This window comes from Mesorhizobium sp. M0590 (genome assembly GCF_040320905.1).
GTDB lineage: Bacteria > Pseudomonadota > Alphaproteobacteria > Rhizobiales > Rhizobiaceae > Mesorhizobium.
Window position 1 is genome coordinate 38,831 of sequence record NZ_JAMYQN010000006.1, and the last position, 24,883, is coordinate 63,713.

The window sequence follows — 24,883 nt, forward strand, 5'->3', positions numbered from 1 at the left end:
GCCTCTAGTTTGGCCCGACGCATGCCGTCGCGGGCAATCCGTGCCCCACGATACGCGCGACGACCTGTTCGAAATTGCGTGGGTCGAGGCCGTCGACACGCATCAGCGGCCATTTGTCTTGCAGGCATTGGCCGATCTCCCTCGCGATATCCGCTTGCTTCAGGCCCCTGACCACTCCGACTTCGAGAAGGCGCTCGAGATACGGCTGCCGCGCATACCGCTCAATGAGGCGGTGGCGCAGCGTTTCCCCGGGCGCGTCGACTTGAATGAGGAGATCCGGTCGCGGCAGGAACGTCAGGCAATTACGAACCATGTCGATACTTGGATTTCGTGCCAACAGGACGAGCGCACACAACGCCTGAACGATACCCTCTTCGAAAATGAAGTACCCTTCTGAGGCCTGCGCCGTATTCCAGGCTTCGAAGAGCAAAACGACGTCGATCTTCAGACGCAACGCCCATATTCGACTTTTTGGAGGGATCGATGCCAAAAGCCGCGCAGCGGCCCCCTCGCTCGGCGGGGTCGAGAACAAGACCGGACTCGCGGTGGCGAGCTTGTGCACCAGACGCTGGATGCCATGGCGTGTCTCCGGGCCTTCATCCTCGACCGAATCGACTTCGCTGCCGAAAGACACAAAATCAATCCGGCGATAGCCATTGACCGTCTTCACACGGATGTCGCGTTTCGCCAGCTCACGGCAAAGGGCGCGGAGAAGGGTCGTCTTGCCTGCACCAGGCGGACCGAACAACTCGATAATCATGTAGGGACCTCCCGAACAGGAAACAGAAAGATCGGATGAAGCGAGCTCGCCCGCTCCGGCGGTGTGGCGAGCGTAAACACCCTGGCATCCGCCTGGCCGAGTTGACCCCGCTCGCTGGCATCCTGCTGACGCCGCAAAAAGCTTTGGAGGAGATGCGATGCGGCGGGAACTGCCTTTCCATGGCGTGCAGTCCCGCCTGTTGAGCCGCGACAGCGTTGCCGGTTGAATTGAGAACTTGCAATTGCTTCTCGATCGCCTGCGCTTGCGGCTGGTTGACACGCCTGTCGCTGTCGAACTGGCTCGTCGCCCGTGCCATCTTCTGATCGATCGAGCGCCCCACGGTTGCCCGTTGGTCGACGTCGGTCGTCGTGGCTTCCAGGCGTGCGAGCCTCGACGACGCCGACCCCCGCCGCCTGCGCCAACACCTCCGTCGTCGCGCCGCTTGCGCCCATAGGAACATGGACCTCAGAAAGTCTCTAAATTGCCTGGTGATCGGAGCTTACTAGGAGTGCCGAACCATACCATCATCCATCTGAATGACTGTCGGCACCACGGCACGCGTGTTTGGGCGCTGAACAGGGCAACGAGTTCAGGCCGAGCGGGCCTGACGCGACACAAACGCGACATTCGGCCTAAAATCTGAACAATATCAATCACCGAAAGCGGACTGAAAATCCGCGTGTCGGTGGTTCGAACCGCCTCTGGGCACCATTTTTCCCTGTACGGCCCGGAGACATGGTTGACAGTTGTACCTAAGACACGGGTGACAACCTCGCGCCGATCGGATTGTCGATGGCGTGCAAGAATTATCTGGACCATGGCGCCAGCGGCTCCTGCTCGCCGGCCAAATGTCGATGAAGAGCATCTTCGGCATCTTGGATCCCGCTCTGGCCATAACCGCTCTACAGACCGAGGGCGCAGCCGTCCTTGCGCGGTTCAGAACCGCCCAGCAGGGTCCCGTTTGCCCAATCGATGCGAATGGCCTGCGCACCGCCGATCGGGTCCGTGGCGGGAATGATTTCGAAACCGCGTCGGCTAAGTTCAGCTACGGTTTCGCCAGCGAGCCCGTGTTCGGCCTGGACGTTCATGGTGCCGCTGACGGGGGCGACCCGCGGCAGATCAATCGCCTCCTGCAGATCCATCCCGAAGTCGAGCACCTTCGTCAGCAGGTGCGCATGGCCCATTGCCTGGTAGTAGCCACCCATAACGCCGAAAGGCATTTCTGCCCGGCCGTCTCTCGCAAGCATCCCGGGTATGATGGTATGCAAAGGTCGCTTGTTCGGCGCCACTGCATTGGGGTGCTTGGGGTCAAGCGAAAAGCTTTGCCCGCGATTGTGCAAGACGACACCGGAGCGTGGCGAGACCAGGCCCGAGCCAAAGCTGTCGAAGACCGAGTTGATGAAACTGACCGCATTGCGATCCTTGTCGACAACGGAAATATAGGCCGTGTCGCTGTGCAGCGGCATATCGAACGCCGGCAGGTCCGCGCGGGCGCGCTTTAGGTCAATCATGCCGGCCAGACGATCGGCCCAGGCATTCGACAACATGTCGGCCACCGGGACCTCGGACGCATCAGGATCGGCGACGAGCAGGTCACGCGCGGCGTAAGCGAGGCGTGTTGCTTCGATTTCCAGGTGAAGCCGGTCCGCGGATTGCGGGTCGCCGTGCGCTTCGAAGCGCGAGAGGATGTTTAGAATGAGCAGCGCGATCACACCCTGGCCATTCGGCGGACATTCGAACACATCGCAGCCTCGAAACGCCGTGCTGATCGGGGTCACGTATTCGCCTGTTGCCGAGGCGAAATCTTCGAGTGTGTGCAATCCGCCGAGCCCACGAAGATAGGCGACCATGTCACCGGCCACAGGGCCAGTGTAGAAGGCCTCTCGTCCCTTCTTGGCGATCAGCCGCAGCGTTGCAGCCAACTCAGGCTGGCGATGCACTTCGCCAACGCCTGGCGCACGGCCGTTTGGCAGGAAAATCCGTTTCGCGGCTACATCGGAGGCCAGAAGTTCTTCTTCCAACGCCCAGTCACGATGGACCCGCGGTGAAATGGCGTAGCCTTCCTCGGCGAAACGTATAGCGGGGGCCAGGATTTGATCGAAGGGCATATGCCCATGATCAGCGTGCAATCTGGTCCAGGCATCGATTGCTCCCGGGATGGTGACGGAGCCAGGAGAATTGCGGGCCACCTCCGCCATGCCACGTTCGAGGAACCAGTCAATTGTGAGGGCGGCGGGTGTCCTGCCCGATCCGTTGTAGGCGATGACCTCGCCGTATCCGTTTCGCGACAGAAGAGCGAAGCAGTCGCCTCCAATGCCGGTCGAGGCTGGCTCGACGACACATTGCACCGCGCAGGCTGCGATGGCGGCATCCATGGCGTTGCCGCCGGCCGCCATGATCTCCACCGCCGTCAGGGTCGCCGACGGATGAGAGGTGGCGGCCATGGCCTCGCGTGAAACGACAACCGAGCGCGTTGGTTTCTCAAAATTTCGCATGCTATGCCCTTCTGATCGTGCTCAAGAGGCGGCGTCGCTCATCGTCGAGGGGCGGTGCCGCAGATGCCGCGACATCCAGTATTCGAGTGCCGCCAAGGCACGGATGATCGCGAAGTTCAAAGTGAGATAAATGGCGCCCGCGCAGATGAAGACTTCAAAGGCGCGGTAGGTCTGGGAGATCAATCCCTGGGCAATTCCAGTCACCTCCATCAAGGTCACGATGGAAGCCAGAGACGTGCCCTTGATCATCAGGATGATTTCATTGCCGTAACTCGGCAGCGCCTGGCGAAAGGCCAGCGGCAGGATAACGTGCCGATAGGTCAAATAGGTGGACAGGCCGACAGACCGGGCCGCCTCGACAAGGCCGCGTGGCACCGATTGAATCGCGCCGCGGAGGATTTCGCTGCCATAGGCGGTGGTGTTGAGTGTCAGCGCGATGATTGCGCACCAGTAGGGTTCGCGGAAAACGGCCCATAATCCAATTGCCGACAGTTGGTGCCGGAACTGACCAAGGCCATAATAGGTCAGAAAAATCTGCACCAGCAGAGGCGTGCCCCTGAACACGGCAACGAAGCCACGGATCGGCAAGACGACGAAGGGCGATTCCGATTGCTGGGCAAGCGCCAATGTGACGGCAAGAACGAAGCCGGCAACGATGGAAGTCAGGGCCAGTTCCATCGTGAGCGGCAGGCCGACGAGTAGCTTCGGCAGGATTTCGAGGAAAAAACTGAAATCTATCATGCCGACCGGACGCGCCACGGCGCCTTCCGTTCCAGACGGTAGAAGGCGTGGCCCGTGACGGAAGCGATAGCCAGATAGAGCAAGGCTGCAGCAATGTAGAAGATGAACGGTTCACGGGTCGAACCTGCAGCGATCTGCGCCTGGCGCATCAGTTCAACGAGGCCGATTACCGATATCAGCGACGAGTCCTTCAGAACCAACTGCCACACATTGCCGAGACCTGGCAGCGCGTATCTCAGGAGCTGGGGAAAAATAACCTGTCGCAGCCGCTGCAGCCGGTTGAGACCAAGCGCGCAAGCGGCATCGTGCTGTCCCTGGTCGATGGCGAGGTAAGCCCCTCGATAGACCTCGGCTTGATAGGCGCCCGAGATGATCGCGATAGCCAAGGTTCCAGTGGCAAAGGCCGGAACGCCGACGAATCCGGACCCACCCAGGCTATGACCAAGCGAGGTCAGGGCGACGCTTCCTCCATAGTAAAGCAGATAAATGGTCAGAAGGTCGGGCACGCCCCTGAAAACCGTGCAATAGCCAAGGGCCAAGAACCTCAATATTTTGGAGTTGCGGAGACGCCCGGCCGCTGCCAGCCCGCCAAATACAGCGCCAAGCGCAAAGCCCAGCACGGACAGGAGCACTGTGACCGAGGCCGCCATGAGAAGAGCAGCCCCCCAACCTCCGTGCTGGAAACCAAGCAGCCGGAATGCGTCAACCATTGATACCCCCGGCATTGATACCCCCGGCAGGACGAACGGCTCAGCTCCGGAACGTGGTCAGGAATGGCCGTTCGCCGGCAAGCGCTTACTTGACTGGAGTGACGTCGCTCTTGAGCCATTTAAGCGACAGGGTTTTGATCGTGCCGTCGGCGGTCGCGGCGTCGATGGCGCCGTTGAGCATGTCTTTCAGCTTGGTGTCCTCTTTGCGGATACCGGCCCCGGAGCCAAGACCGAAGAGACCCCCGACAAATCCTGGTCCTGCAAGCGTATAGTCGCTGAACTCCGGCTTGCCCAGCGTGGCGGCCAGCGCTGTCTGTTGCGCGAAGAGCGCGTCGATGCGACCCGCGGCAAGATCGAGATCGTGTTGCTCGGTGGTCTTGTATTCGCGAATCTCGGCGACGTCCGAGAAGTATTTTTTCACAAATTCCAGGTTCGCCGTTGCAGCCTGAACTCCAATGATCTTTCCCTTCAGCAATGGCTTGAGCTTGTCGATTGCCGCCTGCGCAGAGGCTTCATTCTCCAGCTTGAACCGCTCGTTGGAAATGCCGAGCTTGCCCAGTTCGCTATCCTTGGCGACCGCGAAACCTGAGGGATCCACGGCATATGGCTGGGTAAAGTCAATGATCTTCAGACGTTTTTCAGTGATGAACATGCTCGCCATGATCACGTCGAACTTGCCGACGGTCAGCGCGGGGATCATGCCGTCCCAGTCCTGTGCGACGATCTTGCACTCGATCTTCATTCGCCCGCACAGATCATTGGCGAGATCGACTTCGAAGCCGTCCAGCTTGCCGTCGGCTGTTGTGAAATTCCAGGGCGCGTAGGCTCCTTCGGTGGCAATGGTAATTGCCTTTGGTGTTTCTTGTGCAACGGCGGCCTGGACCAGGCCGAACAGGACCGAAACAATGGCTGCGATGCGGCTAATTTTCATATCATTCTCCTCTTTTTGCCGGTATGGCAGTTCCCTTTCGTCGTGCCGGATTATCTTCCAGCTTCAACGAGTTAGACGGTATTCCCCTAGCGGCGGCCGGGACTTGCGAAGTTGGCCAACAGCGGCGCTGTCTCGACGATATGATCGCGCATGACGATCTCAGCCTTGCCGGCATCACCTGACCGCAGCACGTCGATCAGGATCTCGTGCTCGGCACGCGCGCTGGCGGGCTTGTCGACATAGTCGAACCAGATGCGCAGGTAGGGCTCGATCACGACGTGCAGGCTGGCGATCTGCCGGACCAGCTTGGGTCTGTTGCTCAATTGGCAAATCTGCAAATGGAAGGCCTGATGGCGCACGACCCAGTCGCTGCTGCCGGTCTGGCTGGCGCGCTCCATGCGGTCAAGCTGGCGTTCCAGTTCTTCAAGCACTTCGACATCGATGTGCGGCATGGCAAGCCTCACCGCCAGCCCTTCGAGCACCGAGCGTATTTCAAATGTTTCGTAAATCTCATCGAGGGTAAGCCCGGCGACGATGCAGCCACGGTTCGGGCGAATGACCACAAGACCTTCCGCGGCCAGTTGGCGGAATGCTTCGCGAACCGGCATGCGGCTCATGCCGATTTCCGTCGCGATCTCTTCCGGGATCAGCCGGTCCCCGGCCCGATAACGCCCCATCCTCAGGGCCCGCTGAATGTGGCGATAAGCTTCCTCCTCGGCGGTCGTGATGCCCAACGGCTCGATTGCGTCAGCTGCCATGTCCCTGGTCCGATCAGAGCGTATCTGTGTATCCACTTATCCAGTTGTCGAAACCTGTGTCAAGCACCGATGCTTGGGCGCTTTAGAATTTCTCTTGTGAGAATACGCACTTGGTAGGGGAAATCGGGCTAAGCGCACCGTCATCAGCTAAGCCGCTGATCGGCCTGCTTTTCAACGTCCGGCAAAAAGGCCCGCCGCTCCATTTGCGAAGCGGCGAGGCCCCATATTCGGGGACGATTGCCGGGATTCCCCGGCATTACCTGCAGTGCAATTCAGGTGCCAGAATTGTTGACCCAAACGGGTCACCGCACCGGAGGCGCCAACGCGGACCTTCCGCGATCACGCTACTGCCGCGCATTGCCGTTCCTGCTATGTTACTTTGCGGCGGACGTAATTTTTCCGCCTGGCCGGCGCCCCATCAGGCAACTTACCCCAACGCGCCCCCCAAGTGGCGCCGGCCATTTTCCCCTTGTTGGGGCACGGGCGCGCCGATTCCGTTATGCGCTTTCGAGCTATGGCAATCCGCCGGCGAGCCGCTTTGTCCAGCCTGCAACCATCAGTCCGCACGCGATTCCCGCGCAGTCGGCCACCCAGTCGAATAAATCCGGGTCGCGCCCTATCAGTTGCACGGCCTGAAGCCCCTCGATCGCCGCACCCGTGAGAACGAGGAGTACGATCAGCTTCGCCTTGCGTTCCGGCCAGCCGAGACTTCCGAGAGCCGCCAGGACGACGAAGGCGGCGGCGTGATTGAGCTTGTCGTGATCAAACGTGAAAGCCAGGCCAAGACCCTGCAGGAGTTGCTCCGGCAGAAGGGCGAACAGCAGAACGCCGGCAAACGCCGCCGGAAAGGCAATCCTTGCCACGATCTGATAAGAATCCAGGCGCAACAAGGATAGAATGGCCTTTCGTCCGAAATCTGCAGCGAACACCGGCCGCTGAATCGAGAGCGAGCGCTGCGTCCAATTTCCGCCGTCGGGGCGTCCGGTGCATCGTCAGAATGAATGAATGCCTCGGGTCAGCCGCTGGCAGGCCGAACTGCTGGGGAGGGCTCTGCATGGTGTAGCTTCCGCGATCACGCAATTACCTGCTGCGCCAGCGCGGCTACAATCTGGCTGCGGCGGACCTGATTTCCGCTTGGCCGGCGCTGCGTCAGGGCACCTTACCCCATGCCACACGAAGCGGCGCCGGCCAGAATTCCATCGATTGCGTGATGACCGACCCGCGTCAAAAAAGCCCGCCGCCCTGTCGGACGACGGGCTCCGTTGCCTGGGCGCCAGGGCGCCGCGGTAGCGACAGATGCTACTACTGCTCCCGCAGGTCTCCAATATGCTGCTGCCGAACGGCGTTGGGCATCGGCTAAACAAACGAAGCCCGCGCCTCTGGCGGAGGGCGCGGGCCGATCGGGCTGCACCCGATCTGCAGCAGAATCCTGGGAGGTTCCCGCTGCTTAAGATAACAATTAGAGACTTCTAATGTTCCGCGCCAGGGGAAGATGCCGCTGCACCAGAAATCTGATGATGGTCGGCGCGATGATGATCGAGCCGTCAGTTCGTGCGCAAGTCGATCTGGAAAATCCGCTCGTCGAAGTGCCGCGTTTCAACGGCAAAGGTCAAAGCCACTTCAAGGACCAGACCGCCACGGTCGTCCCGGACCTTGACTGCAATCCTGCGATGAGGAAGGCCATCCCTGGCCATCTCGGCCAATGTGCGAAGGGCTTCTTTCCTGACCAGCGGGAGATCGTCATATAACGTTCCCTGATCGTCGGAATAGACGATTCCGTCTTCATCGGAATCGAAGAAGTAGCGGGGCATTGCGCTTGGCCGAAGCGGCGGCATCCGGGCACGTTGTCGATAGCTGGCCTGATCTCGGCCGATCGCGATCAGTGCCTCTCCACCGTTGGCTTCGCCGCCAGCTCACTTGCGCTCGCGCAATGCCTTCACCGCCTGCGAGAGGATCATCCGGTCGCCGCCGGTCCTTTTGATCAGCTTGCTCACCTGGCTGGGCGAAACACCATTTTGCCGCGCGAAATGTTCGACCTCATAATATTCATCCGCCGAAACGCGATTGCGGTCGCTGAAGTCTCGCTTGCTCTTGTCGTCGGGCATTTCCGCTCTCCTCGCCCCTTCTCTTCGCTTCAGGGGGTCAACTTTGGTGCACGCAGCAATTTGAGGGTTCGCCCGCCACAAAGTGACGCGCGAACCCTTATCGGCGCAGGAAGGGACAGGGCTGCGCAGATGCCGGGTTCGATCGGAATGGAAACAGCCAGGATCGGTGCGAGCAACCGTCGACCTTTTCCATGGAATCCTCCCGGAACGTGCAGCCAGCAACGGCTAGGTGCCGCGGCGGTTCCGGATCACGCGGCAAACCCACCCTTTGCGCGCAAGGATCAGACTTAGGTCCTGCGGCAACACGTCGGTTGGTCCCTGCCGGGCGGGACCGAAGCCCCGTCGACGGAACGTTTTCAGCTGCCTTCCGTTCGAGTGAGCCTTGGCGCGAAGAGCGGACCGAGTTCGCAAAGGAGACGACCATGAGAATGCATCTTTCCACCGCGGTGGCGGGATTTTTGCTGCTGGCAGGCATCGGCGCCGCTGCGGCGCAAGACGTTGTCATCGAACCGCAGCAGGAAACGGTCATCAAGGAGTATGTGAAGAAGCAGCCGCTGGCCTCGGTGAAAATCCCTGGGGTGGAGCTCAATATCGGCTCAACGCTTCCCGATACCGTCGAGCTTCATGAAGTCCCCAGCGTCAAATACCGCTATGTCATCGTCGACAACCGCACCGTCGTCGTCGACCCAGGCACGCGCAAGATCGTCAAGATCATCGAGTGACGTGAAAGCTCGGGCTGTCGTCGCCCGCCGCTCGGAAATCAGCGGGGGGCGACGTATGCGTTAGGCGGTTCCTCGGCGTCGTCGCTCAGCAGGAACCCGCCGTACCGTCGAGGGCCGGGGGGCCTCACAGGCAGTTTCAATGCGAACAATCAGCAGACTTTTTGATTCCCATGACCAGGCGGCGCGAGCCGTCGAAGCACTTCAGGCGGCAGGGATCGCCCACCACGAAATCAGTGTCATCGGACCCTATGATGACGAAATCGGCGCCGTCTTGCGCGGTCCAGGCACCGGTGCCGCCCTTGGCGCGGCGGCCGGTTTGTTGGCCGGCCTCGGCGCCTTCGATATCCCCGGTATTGATCCCCTCGGCGCGGGATGGCTGGCATCGGCCCTCGTCGGTGCAGCCTTCGGCTGCGTTGCCGGCAGGCTTTTCGGGACATCGTCCGGTCCCGGCAAGCAGCCAGGCCAGACGAATGCCGCACAAGGTGTGATCCTGGTGCTGGCGCATGTCGATGAAAGGCAGGCCGACTCCGCACAGGCGGTGCTTGGGGCTTCCGTTCAGGCAACGCGGTCTTTGGCCAGGGCGGCATGAAGATTCAGCTCGGGCAAAGCGCTTGACCAGGCCGCGCAGCGGGGCGGCGATCCAAGCGCGAATTCAAAAATCTCTGGCAAGCCGCCGCCAGAAAGTGTTGAACACCGTGCCGATCACATTCGGCGAGCGGTTGCGCTCGGCGAGGCTTGATGATTTGCTGTCGGTTTGCGGAGAACGAATAATGCATGAGCCTGTCGGTCAAGACGAATATGGGTCGACCAGCCCGTTCGATCCGGACGATCTGTCGAGGTTGAACGCAATCGGCCCGAGCGCCGGCAGCAACGATTTCGAAAAATACGCAGTCGCCGTGATCATCGTGTTCGGCGCCCTGATCATCGGTGGCCTGATGGCTGCCGGCTTGAGCTTCGGGCGCCGCAGCACCTTCTTTTTCGCGCTTGGTGGCGCCACTGCAGCATGGATATCCGGCAATGCGCTTCTGCTCGACCGGCCGCGCATCTACGCGCTGTTCGTCGGCATCGCGGCGCTGATGCTGATTGCGTCGACAATCGCGCTGGTCACCTGAAGCAAGGCGCAATCTTCTTGTTGACCATGATCTTATCCGAAAACCGGTTCCCACTTTTTGGGGTTTAATACCCGATAGCCTTGCCGGCTGCGGCGCGGCTGTCGATGGCGCCATTGTAGCGGGCGCCGCCACCCTTCTCGATTTCCGCCAGGCTCTTGCCGCCGACCAGGATGCCGGCCGCCTGGCCCCAGGTCGTGTCGGCAAGATCGAGGCGGTAGCCCATGCCGGTAAGCAGCTTTTCGGTATCGGGCGACAGGCCGAAGGGTTCGATATAGACCGTGTCAGGCAGCCACTGGTGATGGATGCGCGGTGCGTCGATGGCCTCCTGGATGTTCATGCCGTGATCGACGACGTTGACGATCGCCTCCAGCGTGATGGTGATGATGCGTGAACCGCCGGGGCTGCCGATGACCATGAACGGCTTGCCGTCTTTGGCGAGGATGGTGGGGCTCATCGACGACAGCGGCGTCTTTTTCGGCGCAATCGCATTCGCCTCGCCCTGGACGAGGCCATAGAGATTGGGCACGCCGGGTTTCTGGGTGAAATCGTCCATCTCGTTGTTGAGCAGGATGCCGGTGCCGGCGGCGACAACGCCGGCGCCGAAAGAGCCGTTCAGCGTGTAGGTTACCGCGACGGCATTGCCGTCATTGTCGATGATCGAAAAATGCGTCGTCTCGTTGCTCTCGCCAAAGCCCTTCGGCATCAATTCCTGCGAGACGCCGGCCCGGAACGGATCGATCTTTTCGCGAATTTCCCTGGCGTAATTCTTGTCGAGCAGTTTTGCGACCGGATTGTCGATGAAGCCGGGATCGCCGAGCGCCGAATTGCGGTCGACATAGGCGTGGCGCATCGCCTCGACCATGACGTGAACCGTCTCGGCCGAACCGGCGCCGAGATAGGACAACGGATAGAACTCAAGCACGTTGAGGATCTCGCAGATGATGACGCCGCCGGAGCTCGGCGGCGGCGAGGAAATGATCTCGTAGCCGCGGTAATTGCAGGTCGCCGGCTTGAGCTCGCGCACCGCATAGTTTTCGAAATCAGCCCTGGCCAGAATGCCGCCCTTCTCGCCACTCGCCTTGACGATGGCGTCGGCGGTCGCGCCTTTGTAGAAGGCATCCGCCCCGCGTTCGGAAATGGCGGCAAGCGAAGCCGCGAGATCGGGCTGAACAAGGCGCTCGCCGACAGCATAAGGCTTGCCGTCCGGCTTGAGGAAAATGGCCGCCGCCGCTGGGTCCCTGGCCAACCGCTCCGCGCCGCCCTGGAGCGAGGCCGCATCGCCCTGCTCCAGCACGAAGCCTTCTTTGGCAAAGCGGATGGCCGGCGCCAGCAAGTCCTGCCGCGACAGCGTGCCGTATTTCTCCCGCGCCATTTCGAAACCAGCGACCGAGCCCGGCACGCCGACCGCCAGATAGCCGTCGAGACTGGCGCCTTTTACCGGCTTGCCGTCCTTGTCGAGATACATGGTTTTGGTCGCGGCCAGCGGCGCGCGCTCGCGAAAATCGAGGAAGGTCGAGCGGCCGTCCTTGAAGCGGATGGTCATGAAGCCGCCACCGCCGATATTGCCGGCGGTCGGATAGACCACGGCCAGCGCATAGCCGACGGCGACGGCGGCATCGACCGCGTTGCCGCCCTGCTTCAGCACCTCGACGCCGACCTCAGACGCAAGGTGCTGGGCGGTCACCACCATGCCGTGCTCGCCCTTCGCCGGCTGCGGCGAGGCGGCATAGGCGAGGAAGGGTACGAAGGTCAGGGTGAGGGAAAGGCTTACGGCGATTAGGGTTCGGCGGGTGTTGTGCATGGCCGTCCTCCGAGGCGTGGGGTAGGCCTAGGAAACGCGCTTGGAGCGGTTGAGTCTACTGCGAAGATCGAAAGAATCGGGAGGGTTCGCACGCCTGTGCCGGTTCGCCTCGCAACCGCCGTTGCAATCTTCGGCGACTGCAACGGCATGGATCCTAGGGTCTCCGCTACGTCGCTTCGCTCCTGCTCCGCCCTAGGATGACGAAGGGAGGGAGGGATCGGCTAATCCCGAAAGTTTGCGATTTGCCAGCAGCCGCCAGCCTGCAACGTTTGCCATTGCCATCAGCCGCCAATCCCCAACATCTGCGATTAGCTGTAGGCCCTCACGCCTTCGTCATCCTAGGGCGGAGCAGGAGCGAAGCGACGTCGCGGAGACCCTAGGATCCATGCCGTTACTTCTGAGCGCCGCAGCGTTGGAAACAAGGCCACGCTTCATCGCGGCTCCCAGAATTTTCACGTTACAGCAATTTTGTTCTTGCTTTGTGCCGGCAGCTATGCTACTAATTTGAGTGTGGTGCTAATTGGCTCCCACGACCCGCCCTTCCCCTTCGTGGCGGGTTTTTCATTTTCACCCCCAACATCAAACAATCCCGCCGCCGACGCTCGCCACCGCCGGCCGTTCGGCTGCGACCTTCGCTCGGTAGCCGGCGGCGCGGTAGGCGGCGACCGGATCGATGGCGCCGCCGGTCTTCAGCCGCGCCATGGCAAGGATCGGTTCGACGTCGGTGCGATAGGCTATCTTCAGCGTCTGCGTCGCCATCAGCGCGTCATTGGCGTCCTGGAAACCTTCGAGCGCCTTGCGGTCGACCAGCAGCGCCTGAGCATAGGCGCGCTGCACCTCAATTGCCGACAGCATCAGGCTTTCGATCGGGTCGGTGACGTTGTGGCTCTGGTCGAGCATGTGAGCCGGATCGAACCCTTCTGCACCTGAAAGCTCGGCATCGACCAGTTCATTGAAGACGAGGAACAGCCGGTAGGGATCGATCGAGCCGGCGTCGAGATCGTCGTCGCCGTATTTCGAATCGTTGAAATGGAAGCCGCCAAGTTTCTTGAACTGGATCAGTCGCGACACGATCATCTCGATGTTGACGTTGGGGGCGTGATGGCCAAGGTCGACCAGACAGAACGCCTTGTCGCCAAGCTCTTTGGCGATGATGTAGTTGGTGCCCCAATCCTGCACGACGGTCGAATAGAAGGCCGGCTCGTACATCTTGTGCTCGGTGAACAGTTTCCAGCCGTCCGGCAGTCCGGCATAGATCTCCTTCATCGCGTCGAGATAGCGCTCGAATGCCTTGGCGAAATTGACCTGGCCGGGAAAGTTCGAGCCGTCACCGATCCATACCGTCAGCGCTTTGGAGCCCAGCGTCCTGCCGATCTCGATGCATTCGAGATTGTGCTCGACCGCCTGCCGGCGTGTTGCTGCATCGGCATGCGACAGCGAGCCGAATTTATAGGAAAGTTTTTGGTCCCTGGCGTCGGAGAAGGTGTTGGAGTTGATGGCGTCGAAGCCGAGGCCGAAGCGGGATGCCGCCTGCTTCAGCCGGTTCGGATCGGCCTTGTCCCAGGGAATATGCAGCGAGACGGTCGGCGTCGCCTGCGTCAATTGCCGGATGACGGCGCAGTCCTCGATCTTGTCGAAAATGTCACGCGGCTCTCCGGCGCCGGGAAAGCGGGCAAAGCGGGTGCCGCCGGTGCCGACGCCCCAGGACGGGATGGCGACGGCGAATTTCTCGACCTTGTCGCGGATGGCGTCGATGGCGATGCCGCGGCGGTCGAGGCGCTCGCCGAGAGACTCGTAGTCGCGCTTGAGATTGGCGTTGCGCGCGGCATTGTCTTTCTCGACAACATCGGCGGAGATGATGGTTTCGGACACTAAAGTTTCCTCCCAAATGCGTTCGGTTGGCGCTGCCCCTCATCCGCCTGCCGGCACCTTCTCCCCGTATGGTGACGGGGAGAAGGGTAAAGCTCCGGCGTCGGCGCCAACCCTCAAACGACTGCTTATCGCGTAAAGCTCTGTGCGTTGCCGGCGTCGACGTTGATGATGTTGCCGGTCGATTTGGCCGACATATCGGAGGCGAAGAAATAGATCGCCTCGGCGATGTCTTCGGGGAACACCGACCGCTTCAGCATCGAACGCGAGCGGTAGTGCTCCTCGAGATCGTCGGTCGACATCTTGTAGGCGGCGGCGCGCTGTTCCTTCCATTCGCCGGTCCAGATCTTCGAGCCGCGCAGCACAGCGTCGGGGTTGACGACATTGACCCTGATCTGCGCTTCCGCGCCTTCCAGCGCCAGGCAGCGTGCCAGATGGATTTCGGCGGCCTTGGCAGTGCAATAGGCGGCGGCGTTTGGCGATGCGGCAAGCCCATTCTTGGAGGCGACGAAGACGACGTTGCCGCCGATCTTCTGCGCCCGAAACAGCCGGAACGCCTCCCGCGAAACCAGGAAATAGCCGGTCGACAGGATGTCCATGTTCTTGTTCCACAGCGTCAGCGTGGTGTCCTCGATCGGCGCCGAGGAGGCCAGGCCGGCATTGGAGACCAGAATATCGATGCCGCCGAATTCGACCGCCGTTTCGGCAAAGCCGGAGATCACCTGATCCTCGGACGTGACGTTGATGACTACGGGCCGCACGAAATCCTTGCCATAGGCCTTGGCAAGCTCGTCATTGGCGCTGGCAAGGGCTGCTTCGTCGATATCGGCCAGCACGACGCACGCGCCCTCGCGCAGCAGCCGGTTGGCGGTGGCCCGGCCGATGCCGCCGGCGCCGCCGGTGACCAGCGCAATCTGGCCGGCAAGAGCCTTTGGTTTCGGCAGGCGCTGCAGCTTTGCCTCTTCGAGCAGCCAGTATTCGATGTCGAAGGCTTCCTGGTCGGGCAGGCCGACATAGGTCGAGACCGTCGAGGCGCCGCGCATGACGTTGATGGCGTTGACGTAGAATTCGCCCGAAATGCGCGCCGTCGCCTTGTCGCCGGCGAAGGTGAACATGCCGACGCCCGGCATCAGATAGACCACCGCGTTAGGGTCGCGCACCGGAGGCGAGTCAGCGTGCTTGCAGCGGTCATAATAGGCCTGATAGCCGACGCGATACTCCGCCACATCATCGGCAAGACGGGCAATGACGGCATCGACGTCGGGATTTTGGGGGTCGAACTCGATGACCAGCGGCCGGATCTTGGTGCGCAGGAAGTGGTCCGGGCAGGACGTGCCGAGTGCCGCCAGCGGCCGCAAATCCCTGGAATTGACGAATTCGAGCACGGCAGGGGAATCGTCGAAATGGCCGAGCTTGTGGCTGTTCTCCGAGATCAGGCCACGGATCCTCGGCATCAGTTTTGCGGCCACGGCGCGACGCGCAGGCGCATCGAGGGATTTGACGACTTCGCCGCCGAAAATCGGCTTGCCATGGCTCTTGCGCTCGAACCAGTCGATCGCCTGGTTGATCACCGAGATCGTCGTCTCGTAGCATTCCTTCGGCGTGTCGCCCCAGCTGAACAGGCCATGACTGGCCAGTACGACACCCTTGGCTTCGGGGTTTTCGCGGCAGAATTTCTCCAGCCATAGGCCGAGCTCGAAGCCCGGACGTTTCCATGGCAGCCAGCCGATCGTGTCGCCGAAGATTTCCTTGGTCAGCGCCTGCGAATCCTTGGCGGCGGCAATGGCGATGATGGCATCGGGATGCATATGGTCGACATAGGGCTTCGGCACGAAGGCATGCAGCGGCGTGTCGATGGAAGCCGCGCGCGGGTTGAGGTTGAAGGTGCAATGGGGCAGATAGCCGACCATCTCGTCTTCATGTTCGAGGCCGCGATAGAGACCTTTCAGCGCGCGCAATTTGTCCATGTAGAGCGTGGCGAAGCCGTCGAGCTTGATCGAGGCGCTGTCGCCGCCCGAGCCCTTGACCCACAGCACTTCCACGCTCTCGCCGGTGAGCGGATCGTTTTGCCAGATCTTGGAGGAGGTGTTGCCGCCGCCATAGTTGGTGACGCGCTTGTCGGAGCCAAGAACATTCGAGCGATAGACCAGACGTTCGGGCTCGCTCATTGCTTGCGCTTTTGCGTCATCCCAAAGATTGGCGAGGCGCGTGCCGGAGCGCTTGTCGAGCATAGGTATCCTCCCTTTGGGACACGCAAACGGCGCGGGTCCCTTTTGTGCGAATTTCTACGCAAGCGGCGGTCTTGTCAATCACAAACGATCAACATCAATCATATTGCATTGCACAATGAAATTATCTGATCGGAAATGATTGACACTGCGCGCTTTGGGTGCCTAGATGCTCCGGCAGGGAGGAACCATGCACGAGAAAGAGCGCCACAGGATCATTCTGTCCGCCGTCCAGGAAAAGCCTGTGGTGACGGTGCAGGAGATGGTCGACCTGACGGAGTCGTCGGAGGCGACGATCCGGCGCGACATCGCGGCATTGCATGTGCAAAAACGGCTGCGCCGGGTGCGCGGCGGCGCCGAGGCGCTTTCGCCGCCGCAGTTCATCGGCCTTGCCGGCCGGCCCTTTTCCGTCAACGAGACCATCAACGCTTCGCAGAAGCGGGCAATCGCGCGGGAAGCCGTGGATCTGTGCAAGGACGGCGAGCCGATCATCATCAATGGCGGCACCACCACCTTCCAGATGGTGCATTTCCTGACCGGCCGCCGCATGCCGATCTTCACCAATTCCTTCCCGATCGCGGAGCACCTGCTCAGGCACTCCAAGAACACGGTGATGCTGTCGGGCGGCACCATCTACCGCGAGCAGAACATCATCCTGTCGCCGTTCGACAATGACGTGACGCGCAATTTCTACGCGCGCCGCATGTTCATGGGCGCGCAAGGGCTGGGGCCGCTCGGTCTTATGGAAGGCGACCCGCTGCTGATCCAGGCCGAGCAGAAACTGATCGACCAGGCAGACGAATTGGTGGTGCTGGTCGATTCCTCGAAGTTCCGCAAACGCTCGAGCCTGATCCTGTGCGGCCTGTCGCGCATCGCCACGGTGATCACCGACGACGGCATCGAGGACCGCGAAGCCAAGATGCTGGAGACCGCCGGCGTGACGCTGATCATCGCCCGCACAACGGCAACCAACAAGGAAGAATCTTCGCTGCAGGCCTGAGAACCACTCACGCCCGCAGCGGTGATGGAATGCAACGCTCAAGGGAGGATATTCGATGAGCTTTCTGAAGAAATTGATGGTTACGGCGGCGTTCTCCGCCGCCATGTTCGTGAATGCCGCCTACGCCGAAAACGTCAAGATCGCGCTGGTGGTGAAGTCGCTCGGCAACGGCTTCTTCGACGCCGCCAACAAGGGCGCCGAAGAGGCGGCCAAGGAGCTCGGCGATGTCGACATCATCTACACCGGCCCGACCAAGGCGACCGCCGAAGCGCAGATCGAAGTGGTCAATTCGCTGATCGCCCAGAAGGTCAATGCCATCGCCATTTCGGCGAACGACGCCGACGCGCTGGTGCCAGTGCTGAAGAAGGCGATGCAGCGCGGCATTACCGTCATCTCGTGGGATTCAGGCGTCGCGCCGGAAGGACGCCAGCTTCACCTCAACCCCTCCGATACCAACCTGATCGGTGAGACCATCATCAAGCTGGCCGCCGACTACCTGCCGGAAGGCGGCGATGTCGCCATCCTGTCGGCTTCTTCGACCGCGACCAACCAGAATGCCTGGATCGACGCGGCCAAGAAGGTGCTGCCGGAGAAGTTCCCCAAGATCAAGCTCGTCGCCACCGTCTATGGCGACGACGACTCGGCCAAGAGCACGGACGAAGCCAAGGGCCTGCTGAAGTCCTATCCGAACCTCAAGGCGATCATCGCACCGACCACGGTCGGCGTCGTTGCCGCCGCGCAGGTGGTGACCGATGAAGGCCTGATCGGCAAGGTCAACGTCACCGGCCTGGCGCTGCCGTCGGAGTTCAAGAAGTTCATCGACAATGGCGCCAGCCAGGCGGTTGCGCTGTGGAACCCGATCGATCTCGGCTACTCCGCCGTCTACCTCGCCCACGACCTGGCGGTGAAGAAGGAAGAGGCCAAGCCCGGTGCTACGCTGTCGATCGGCCGCGTCGGCAAGGTCACGCTCGACGACACCAACTCGGCTGCGATGGCTCCGCCATTCCAGTTCGACAAGTCGAACATCGAAAAGTTCTCCAAGATCTATTGATCCTGGAACCTTCGAAACGGTGCGGCGGGGCTCAGGTTCCGCCGCGCTTTCAAACGAACCTTGCTACAGGGCTTGATACGATTATGGACACGACAGCCCAGCACGAAGTGGCAAATGAAGCGCCTTTGTCATCCGGACCGCGCCTGACGCTGTCCGGCATCTCGAAAAGCTTTCCCGGCGTGCGGGCGCTGCACAATGTCGGCCTGTCGCTCTATCCCGGCCAGGTAACCGCGCTGATCGGCGAAAACGGTGCCGGCAAGTCGACGCTGGTCAAGATCATGACCGGCATCTACCAGCCGGATGCTGGCACGATCAGCATCGACGGCCAGCCGGTCACACTGCCCAGCGCCCACGCCGCGTTCGGGCACGGCATCACCGCCATCCACCAGGAAACCGTGCTGTTCGACGACCTGACGGTGGCCGAAAACATCTTCCTCGGCCATGCGCCGCGCACGCGTTTCAAAACCATCGACTGGCGCACCATGCGCAAGAATGCCCGCGAGGTGCTCGACACGATGGGCGCCGGCCATATCGACGCCGACGCCAGGCTGAAGGATCTCGGCATTGCCAACAAGCACCTAGTCGCGGTTGCCCGCGCCATGTCCATCGACGCGCGGATCGTCATCATGGACGAGCCGACGGCAGCGCTTTCGATGAAGGAGATCGAAGAGCTTTTCCTGCTGATCGAATTCCTCAAGAGCGACGGCAAGGCGATCCTGTTCATCAGCCACAAATTCGATGAGATCTACCGCATCGCCGACCGCTATACCGTGTTCCGCGACGGCGAGATGGTCGGCGAAGGCCTGATCAAGGACGCCGGCCAGAGCCAGATCGTGCGCATGATGGTCGGCCGCTCGGTCGATCACATCTTTCCGCAGCGCAAGGCCGAGATCGGCGCGCCGGTGCTGGCCGTCTCCGGCCTGTCGCACCCGACCGAGTTCGACGACATAGGCTTCGAGCTGCACAGGGGCGAAATCCTCGGCTTCTACGGCCTTGTCGGCGCCGGGCGCAGCGAGGTGATGCAGGCGATATCAGGCATCACCCGCACCAGCGGCGGCACGATCACGCTGGAGGGTAAGGCAATCGCGCCGAAATCGGCGGCGGATTCGATCGACGCCGGCATCGTCTATGTGCCGGAGGAGCGCGGCAAGCAAGGCGTGGTGATCGGCCTGCCGATCTTCCAGAATGTCTCGCTGCCCTCGCTCAAACGGACATCCAAATCCGGCATATTGCGGCTGGCCGAAGAGTTCGCGCTGGCCCGCTCCTACACCGAGCGGCTCGATCTGCGCGCCTCCTCGCTCAGCCAGGACGTCGGCACGCTGTCGGGCGGCAACCAGCAGAAGATCGTCATCGCCAAATGGCTGGCGACCGCGCCCAAGGTGATCATCCTGGACGAGCCGACCAAGGGCATCGACATCGGCTCGAAGGCCGCCGTGCACGGCTTCATGGCCGAGCTCGTCGCGCAAGGCCTGTCGGTGATCATGGTGTCGTCCGAATTGCCGGAAATCCTCGGCATGTCGGACCGCGTCGTCGTTATGCGCGAGGGCCGCATTGCCGCGGTCTACGACAATAAAGGGCTCGACGCCGAAACCTTGGTCAGGACGGCAGCGGGGATCGCGGCATGAAGGCTCTTCTCAAATACCGCGAGGTCTGGCTGCTGGCGGCAATCGTCGTGCTGATCGGGCTGATCTCCACGCGGTTTCCAGGTTTTGCCGATCCGGCCAACCTGCGCCAGGTGTTCAACGACACGTCGATCCTGATGATCCTGGCGCTCGGCCAGATGGTCGTCATCCTGACCCGCTCGATCGACCTGTCGATGGCTTCAAATCTCTGCTTCACCGGCATGGTGGTGGCAATGCTGAACGCCGCGCATCCGGCGATCCCGATCCCGCTGCTGATCGTCATCGCACTTCTGGTCGGCCTGGTGCTCGGCGCCATCAACGGCCTGCTGGTATGGCGGCTGAACATTCCCTCGATCGTGGTAACGCTCGGCACCCTCACCATCTACCGCGGCGCCACGTTCGTCATTTCAGGCGGCGCCTGGGTCAACGCCGACCAGATGAGCGCTGATTTCATCGGGTTGCAGCGCGCGGCTTTCCTCGGCATTCCGGTACTGTCGTGGATCGCCGTGCTGGTTATTGCGCTGTTCTTCCTCGTGATGACGCGCACCGCGCTCGGCCGCTCGATCTATGCCATCGGCGTCAACCCGACCGCATCGGTCTATGCCGGCATCGATGTCGGCCGGACGAAATTCACCGTCTTCTGCATTTCGGGGATGATCGGCGGCCTCTGCGGCTATCTCTGGATTTCGCGCTACGTCATCGCCTCGGTCGAGGTCGCGAATGGCTATGAGCTCAATATCATCGCCGCCTGCGTCATCGGCGGCATTTCGATTGCCGGCGGCATCGGTTCGGTCGGCGGCGCGGTGCTCGGCGCGCTGTTCCTCGGCATCATCTCCAACGCGCTGCCGGTGATCAACATCTCACCCTTCTGGCAGATGGCGATTTCAGGCAGCGCCATCATCCTGGCCGTGGTGCTCAACGCGCGCGGCGAACGCCGGCAAGGCCGCATCATCCTCAAGAAGGCGGAAGCGGCATGACCGACACCCCTGCCCCACGCCATATTCCCGACCGGCTCGACAAGCCGCTGACGTCGGCGATCTTCTCATGGGAGGCGCTGCTGGTCGTCGTTGCGGTTGCCATCTTTGCCGTCAACAGCTTTGCCTCGCCCTACTTCCTCGACGCGTGGTCGTTGTCGGACCTAACCTTCAACTTCACGGAAAAGGCGCTGATCGCGCTGGCCATGGCGCTGCTGATCATCTCCGGTGAAATCGACCTGTCGGTGGCCGCCATCATCGCGCTGGCGTCAACAATGATGGGCATGGCGGTGCAGGCCGGCGCCGGCATGCCTGAACTGGTGGCAATCGGCCTCGTCGTCGGGCTCGGCTGCGGCGCCTTCAACGGACTGCTCGTCACCAGGCTCGGCTTGCCGTCGATCGTCGTCACCATCGGTACGATGAGCCTGTTTCGCGGCATCGCCTTCATCATCCTCGGCGACCAGGCCTACAAGGGCTATCCCGCGAGCTTCGCCTTCTTCGGCCAGGGCTATGTCTGGTGGGTGGTGTCGTTCGAACTGACGCTTTTCCTGATCGCGGCAGTCGTCTACTGGTTCCTTCTGCACCGGACGAGCTTCGGCCGCCGGGTCTTTGCCATCGGTAACAACCCGGTCGCGGCGCAGTTTTCCGGCGTACGCGTCGGCCGTATCAAATTCATCCTGTTTTGCCTGACCGGCCTGATGGCGGGAATCGCCTCGGTGCTGATCACATCGCGGCTCGGCTCGACCCGGCCGTCCATCGCACAGGGCTACGAGCTGGAAGTCATCACCATGGTGGTGCTCGGCGGCGTCAGCATCCTGGGCGGCGCCGGCAGCATTCTGGGTGTGGTGCTGGCCGCCTTCATCATGGGACTGGTGACCTTCGGCCTCGGCCTGCTCAACGTGCCGGGGATCGTTATGTCGATCTTCATCGGCCTGCTGCTGATCATCGTCATCGCGCTGCCGATCCTGTGGCGGCGAGTACGGCGGGAGCGCTTTGCCTGATGCCGGAGAAATACGCGTTCAAGATGAAGCTCAATCCGGGCATGAAGGCCGAATACAAGAGGCGCCACGACGACATCTGGCCGTCGCTGGTCGCGCTGCTCAAGCAGGCCGGTATCTCCGATTACTCGATCCATCTCGACGAAGAGACCAACACCTTGTTCGGCGTGCTGTGGCGCCGTGACGACCATGGCATGGACGAATTGCCGAAGCATCCGGTGATGCAGCGCTGGTGGGCCGAGATGGCGGACATCATGGAGACCAAGCCGAACAACGAGCCGGTGGCGGTGCCGCTGGAAACAATGTTCCATATGGAATGACCCGTCACGTCGCCGTCATCGATATCGGCAAGACCAACGCCAAGGTGGCGCTGGTCGATCTTGCCGCAGCAAGCGAAGTCGCGCTGCGGCGCGTGGCCAACGCGCCCGTTCGACAAGGGCCGTACCCGCATCATGACGTCGAGCTTCTGTGGTCGTTCATCCTCGGCAGCCTGGCCGAGATCGATCGAGAGCATTCCGTCGACGCGATATCGATCACCACCCATGGCGCGACGGGAGTGCTGGTCGATGCATCAGGCGAACTGGCGCTGCCGGTGCTCGATTACGAATTCGACGGGCCGGATGCCCTTGCCGGGGACTATGACACGATCCGTCCGGCATTCTTCGAGACCGGCACGCCGCGCCTGCCGGCCGGCCTCAATCTCGGCGCGCAGCTGTTCTGGCAGCAGAAGCGCTTTCCGGCGGATTTCGCCAGAACCGCCGCGATCCTGATGTATCCGCAATACTGGGCCTTGCGCCTGACCGGCGTCGCCGCCGGCGAGGTGACTTCGCTCGGCTGCCACACCGATCTGTGGAACCCGTGGAAAGCGGATTTTTCGTCGCTGGTCGACCGGCTGGGATGGCGCCGGCTAATGGCGCCGGTGCGGCAGGCCAAGGACCGCCTGGGGCCGATCCTGCCCGCCCTTGCCCGACAAACCGGCCTCGACCCGCAAACGCCGGTGTTTTGCGGCCTGCACGATTCCAACGCCTCGCTGCTGCCGCATCTCCTGTCCGACAAGCCGCCTTTCTCCGTCGTCTCGACGGGCACCTGGGTGGTGTCGATGGCGATTGGCGGCAACAAGGTCGCGCTCGACCCGGCACGCGACACGCTTGTCAATGTCAACGCGCTCGGCGATCCCGTGCCCTCGGCGCGCTTCATGGGTGGCCGCGAGTTTTCCGTGCTGACCGAGGGCCAATCGGAGAACTGGACGGAAGACGATGTTGCCACGGTGCTAGCGCGCAAGACGTCCCTATTGCCCTCGACCCAACAGGGTTCGGGGCCGTTTCCGCATCATACCGCATCATGGCTTAACGCGGACGGTATGAGCGTCGGCCAGCGCTTTGTCGCCATCTCGTTCTACCTGGCGCTGATGACCGCGACCTGCCTCGACCTGATCGGCGCGGACGGTCCCACCATCGTCGAAGGACCCTTCGCCCGCAACCGGCTGTTCACCCGCATGCTGGCTGCGGCGGCGGCGCGCGCCGTCATTGCCTCCGGGGCTGCGACAGGCACCAGCATCGGCGCCGCCTTGCTGGCGTCGGACCAGGGGACACCGCAAGGCAGAGGCGAAAGGACCGAACCGTCGGCCGATCCGAGTTGGGCGAACTACGCGCGCTCGTGGCGTGCGGCGGTCGACGAACGAGCCTGACCGCCGAGCTCATGGCGCCCTGATGTCTGGAGATGCCTAGTTCCTGTAGACCAGCCCTTGCGGATCGATCTCCGGCTTGCGGCCGGCAACTATGTCGGCAAGGAATTTTCCCGAACCGCAGGCCATGGTCCAGCCGAGATGGCCGTGGCCGGTGTCGAGGTAGAGATTGTCGTACCGCGCCCGTCCGATGACCGGCACGGAGTTCGGCATCATCGGGCGAAGTCCAGCCCAGAGCTCAGCCTTGCTCTCGTCGAAAGCGCCGGGGAACAGGTCCTTGCCGGTGTTCAGGATCGAGTTGAAATCGCGTGGCTTGAACGTGCGGTCGAACCCGGTGAACTCCGCCGTCGAGGACATCCGCAGCCGATTTCCCAGCCTGGAATAGCCGATCAGCCGGTCCTCGTCGGCGCCGCCCATGATCGGCCCCTTGCTTTCATCTTCCAGCGGAACAGTCACGGTGTAGCCCTTCACGGGATAGACGGGCAGGTCGATGCCGTAGCGGCGGCCGAGCAGACCGCTCTCAGGCCCCATGGAAATGACCACCGCGTCACCGGCCGCCGGGCCGGCCGAGGTCATCACGGCGCGCACCCGGTCGCCGTCGATGTCGAGGCCTTCGACCGTGGTGCCGTAGAGGAATTGGACGCCGAGTTTCTCGGCGGCATAGGCAGCGAGGCGCTGCGTGAATTGGCTGGAGTCGCCGGTCTGGTCGATCGGCGAATAGACGCCGCCGGCTATCTTGTCCTTGGCGCCGGCAAGGCCGGGTTCGAGCTCGACCAGCCGGTCGCGGCCGACGATCTCGATCGGCAGGCCGTGTTCGCCGAGATAACGATAATTGTCGGTGCCGGTATCAAAGCTCTGCTGCGAGCGGAAGAAATACAGAATGCCTTTCTTGCGCTCGTCATAGTGGATGCCGGTTTCGGCGGAGACGGCGTTGATGCAGTCGCGCGAATAGAGCGCCAGACGCAGCTTGACGTCGGTGTTGGCGCGCATGCGCTTATGCGTGCACTGGCGCAGGAAGCGCAGGCTCCAGGCGAAAAAATACGGATCGAAGCGCAGCCGCACCTTGATGCCGAGATCGTGGTTGTAGAGGCCGCGCAGGAACGTCTTCAGCGCGGCTGGCGAGGCCCAGGCGGTGGCATCCCCGGGCGACACAAGGCCGGCATTCGACCGGCTGGTGCCGCGTGCTGCCGCCGGATGGCGCTCGATCACCGTCACCTCATGGCCGTCGCTGGCCAGATAATAGGCCGCCGCCGTACCGACGACGCCGGCCCCAAGCACCAGGATTTTCATTCCGCCCCCAGCGCGCTGAACCAACCTTTGCG

General features: G+C 61.9%; 23 protein-coding genes. 10 read left to right on the forward strand and 13 right to left on the reverse strand.

Annotated elements, in window-relative coordinates:
• Positions 1-4: 4 nt before the first annotated feature.
• From NKI52_RS12210 to NKI52_RS12250, 9 genes are all read right to left on the reverse strand, one after another.
• Positions 5-760, reverse strand: a complete 756-nt coding sequence (locus NKI52_RS12210; RefSeq protein WP_352698114.1) for an AAA family ATPase — start codon at positions 758-760, stop codon at positions 5-7.
• A 902-nt stretch (positions 761-1,662) separates the two neighbouring features.
• A complete protein-coding gene (ggt, locus tag NKI52_RS12215) occupies positions 1,663-3,255 on the reverse strand; it encodes a gamma-glutamyltransferase (protein ID WP_352698116.1) in 1,593 nt (530 codons plus the stop codon).
• 21 nt (positions 3,256-3,276) lie between these two features.
• Entirely contained in the window at positions 3,277-3,996 is a 720-nt protein-coding gene (locus NKI52_RS12220; protein ID WP_352698254.1) for an ABC transporter permease, read from the reverse strand.
• Complete coding sequence (locus tag NKI52_RS12225) at positions 3,993-4,706, reverse strand: ABC transporter permease (protein ID WP_352698118.1); 714 nt, start codon at positions 4,704-4,706, stop codon at positions 3,993-3,995. The genes NKI52_RS12220 and NKI52_RS12225 overlap by 4 nt, the downstream gene beginning before the upstream one ends.
• A gap of 85 nt (positions 4,707-4,791) precedes the next feature.
• Positions 4,792-5,637, reverse strand: coding sequence for a transporter substrate-binding domain-containing protein (locus tag NKI52_RS12230; protein WP_352698120.1), 846 nt, complete (start codon positions 5,635-5,637; stop codon positions 4,792-4,794).
• Between the two features lie 86 nt (positions 5,638-5,723).
• Positions 5,724-6,395, reverse strand: a complete 672-nt coding sequence (locus NKI52_RS12235) for a GntR family transcriptional regulator (protein WP_352589198.1) — start codon at positions 6,393-6,395, stop codon at positions 5,724-5,726.
• Positions 6,396-6,907: 512 nt separating this feature from the next.
• A complete protein-coding gene (locus tag NKI52_RS12240) occupies positions 6,908-7,285 on the reverse strand; it encodes a VanZ family protein (RefSeq protein ID WP_023677392.1) in 378 nt (125 codons plus the stop codon).
• Positions 7,286-7,939: 654 nt separating this feature from the next.
• Positions 7,940-8,206: a DUF6894 family protein gene (locus NKI52_RS12245; protein WP_352448669.1), complete on the reverse strand. Its 267-nt coding sequence runs from the start codon at positions 8,204-8,206 to the stop codon at positions 7,940-7,942.
• Positions 8,207-8,308: 102 nt separating this feature from the next.
• Positions 8,309-8,500: a DUF3606 domain-containing protein gene (locus tag NKI52_RS12250; RefSeq protein WP_352589194.1), complete on the reverse strand. Its 192-nt coding sequence runs from the start codon at positions 8,498-8,500 to the stop codon at positions 8,309-8,311.
• Positions 8,501-8,922: 422 nt separating this feature from the next.
• Between NKI52_RS12250 and NKI52_RS12255 the strand changes: the two genes are divergently transcribed.
• The 3 genes from NKI52_RS12255 (at position 8,923) to NKI52_RS12265 (ending at position 10,334) form a co-directional block, all read left to right on the forward strand.
• Complete coding sequence (locus tag NKI52_RS12255; RefSeq protein ID WP_352457747.1) at positions 8,923-9,222, forward strand: DUF1236 domain-containing protein; 300 nt, start codon at positions 8,923-8,925, stop codon at positions 9,220-9,222.
• Between the two features lie 139 nt (positions 9,223-9,361).
• Positions 9,362-9,811 carry a hypothetical protein gene (locus NKI52_RS12260; RefSeq protein WP_352698122.1) on the forward strand — a complete coding sequence of 150 codons (450 nt, stop codon included), beginning with the start codon at positions 9,362-9,364 and terminating at the stop codon, positions 9,809-9,811.
• A gap of 181 nt (positions 9,812-9,992) precedes the next feature.
• Positions 9,993-10,334 (forward strand): hypothetical protein, encoded by a 342-nt coding sequence (locus tag NKI52_RS12265; RefSeq protein ID WP_292663955.1) that lies wholly within the window; start codon positions 9,993-9,995, stop codon positions 10,332-10,334.
• 64 nt (positions 10,335-10,398) lie between these two features.
• On the opposite strand, the gene ggt (NKI52_RS12270) is transcribed toward NKI52_RS12265, so the two are convergent.
• The 3 genes from ggt (NKI52_RS12270) to NKI52_RS12280 form a co-directional block, all read right to left on the reverse strand.
• The gene (ggt, locus tag NKI52_RS12270; protein ID WP_023677383.1) at positions 10,399-12,135 is read right to left on the reverse strand and encodes a gamma-glutamyltransferase; all 1,737 of its coding nucleotides are present in this window, start codon (positions 12,133-12,135) and stop codon (positions 10,399-10,401) included.
• Positions 12,136-12,714: 579 nt separating this feature from the next.
• Entirely contained in the window at positions 12,715-14,007 is a 1,293-nt protein-coding gene (gene rhaI / locus NKI52_RS12275) for an L-rhamnose catabolism isomerase (protein WP_023677382.1), read from the reverse strand.
• A gap of 125 nt (positions 14,008-14,132) precedes the next feature.
• Positions 14,133-16,235, reverse strand: a complete 2,103-nt coding sequence (locus NKI52_RS12280; RefSeq protein WP_023677381.1) for a bifunctional rhamnulose-1-phosphate aldolase/short-chain dehydrogenase — start codon at positions 16,233-16,235, stop codon at positions 14,133-14,135.
• A gap of 187 nt (positions 16,236-16,422) precedes the next feature.
• On the opposite strand from NKI52_RS12280, the gene NKI52_RS12285 reads away from it, so the two are divergent.
• The 7 genes from NKI52_RS12285 (at position 16,423) to NKI52_RS12315 (ending at position 23,564) form a co-directional block, all read left to right on the forward strand.
• Complete coding sequence (locus NKI52_RS12285; protein WP_352572215.1) at positions 16,423-17,232, forward strand: DeoR/GlpR family DNA-binding transcription regulator; 810 nt, start codon at positions 16,423-16,425, stop codon at positions 17,230-17,232.
• Between the two features lie 55 nt (positions 17,233-17,287).
• Entirely contained in the window at positions 17,288-18,283 is a 996-nt protein-coding gene (gene rhaS, locus NKI52_RS12290; RefSeq protein WP_352448664.1) for a rhamnose ABC transporter substrate-binding protein, read from the forward strand.
• Positions 18,284-18,366: 83 nt separating this feature from the next.
• On the forward strand, positions 18,367-19,908 hold the full coding sequence (locus NKI52_RS12295) for a sugar ABC transporter ATP-binding protein (protein WP_352541323.1): 1,542 nt from the start codon (positions 18,367-18,369) through the stop codon (positions 19,906-19,908).
• The gene (locus NKI52_RS12300) at positions 19,905-20,882 is read left to right on the forward strand and encodes an ABC transporter permease (protein WP_352572216.1); all 978 of its coding nucleotides are present in this window, start codon (positions 19,905-19,907) and stop codon (positions 20,880-20,882) included. Before NKI52_RS12295 ends, NKI52_RS12300 begins: the two co-directional genes overlap by 4 nt.
• Entirely contained in the window at positions 20,879-21,880 is a 1,002-nt protein-coding gene (locus NKI52_RS12305; RefSeq protein ID WP_352448661.1) for an ABC transporter permease, read from the forward strand. Before NKI52_RS12300 ends, NKI52_RS12305 begins: the two co-directional genes overlap by 4 nt.
• Complete coding sequence (rhaM, locus tag NKI52_RS12310) at positions 21,880-22,197, forward strand: L-rhamnose mutarotase (RefSeq protein ID WP_352448660.1); 318 nt, start codon at positions 21,880-21,882, stop codon at positions 22,195-22,197. The genes NKI52_RS12305 and rhaM overlap by 1 nt, the downstream gene beginning before the upstream one ends.
• On the forward strand, positions 22,194-23,564 hold the full coding sequence (locus tag NKI52_RS12315; protein WP_352572217.1) for an FGGY-family carbohydrate kinase: 1,371 nt from the start codon (positions 22,194-22,196) through the stop codon (positions 23,562-23,564). Before rhaM ends, NKI52_RS12315 begins: the two co-directional genes overlap by 4 nt.
• Positions 23,565-23,600: 36 nt before the next feature.
• On the opposite strand, the gene NKI52_RS12320 is transcribed toward NKI52_RS12315, so the two are convergent.
• Positions 23,601-24,851, reverse strand: coding sequence for a D-amino acid dehydrogenase (locus NKI52_RS12320; RefSeq protein ID WP_352572218.1), 1,251 nt, complete (start codon positions 24,849-24,851; stop codon positions 23,601-23,603).
• Positions 24,852-24,883 lie beyond the last annotated feature (32 nt).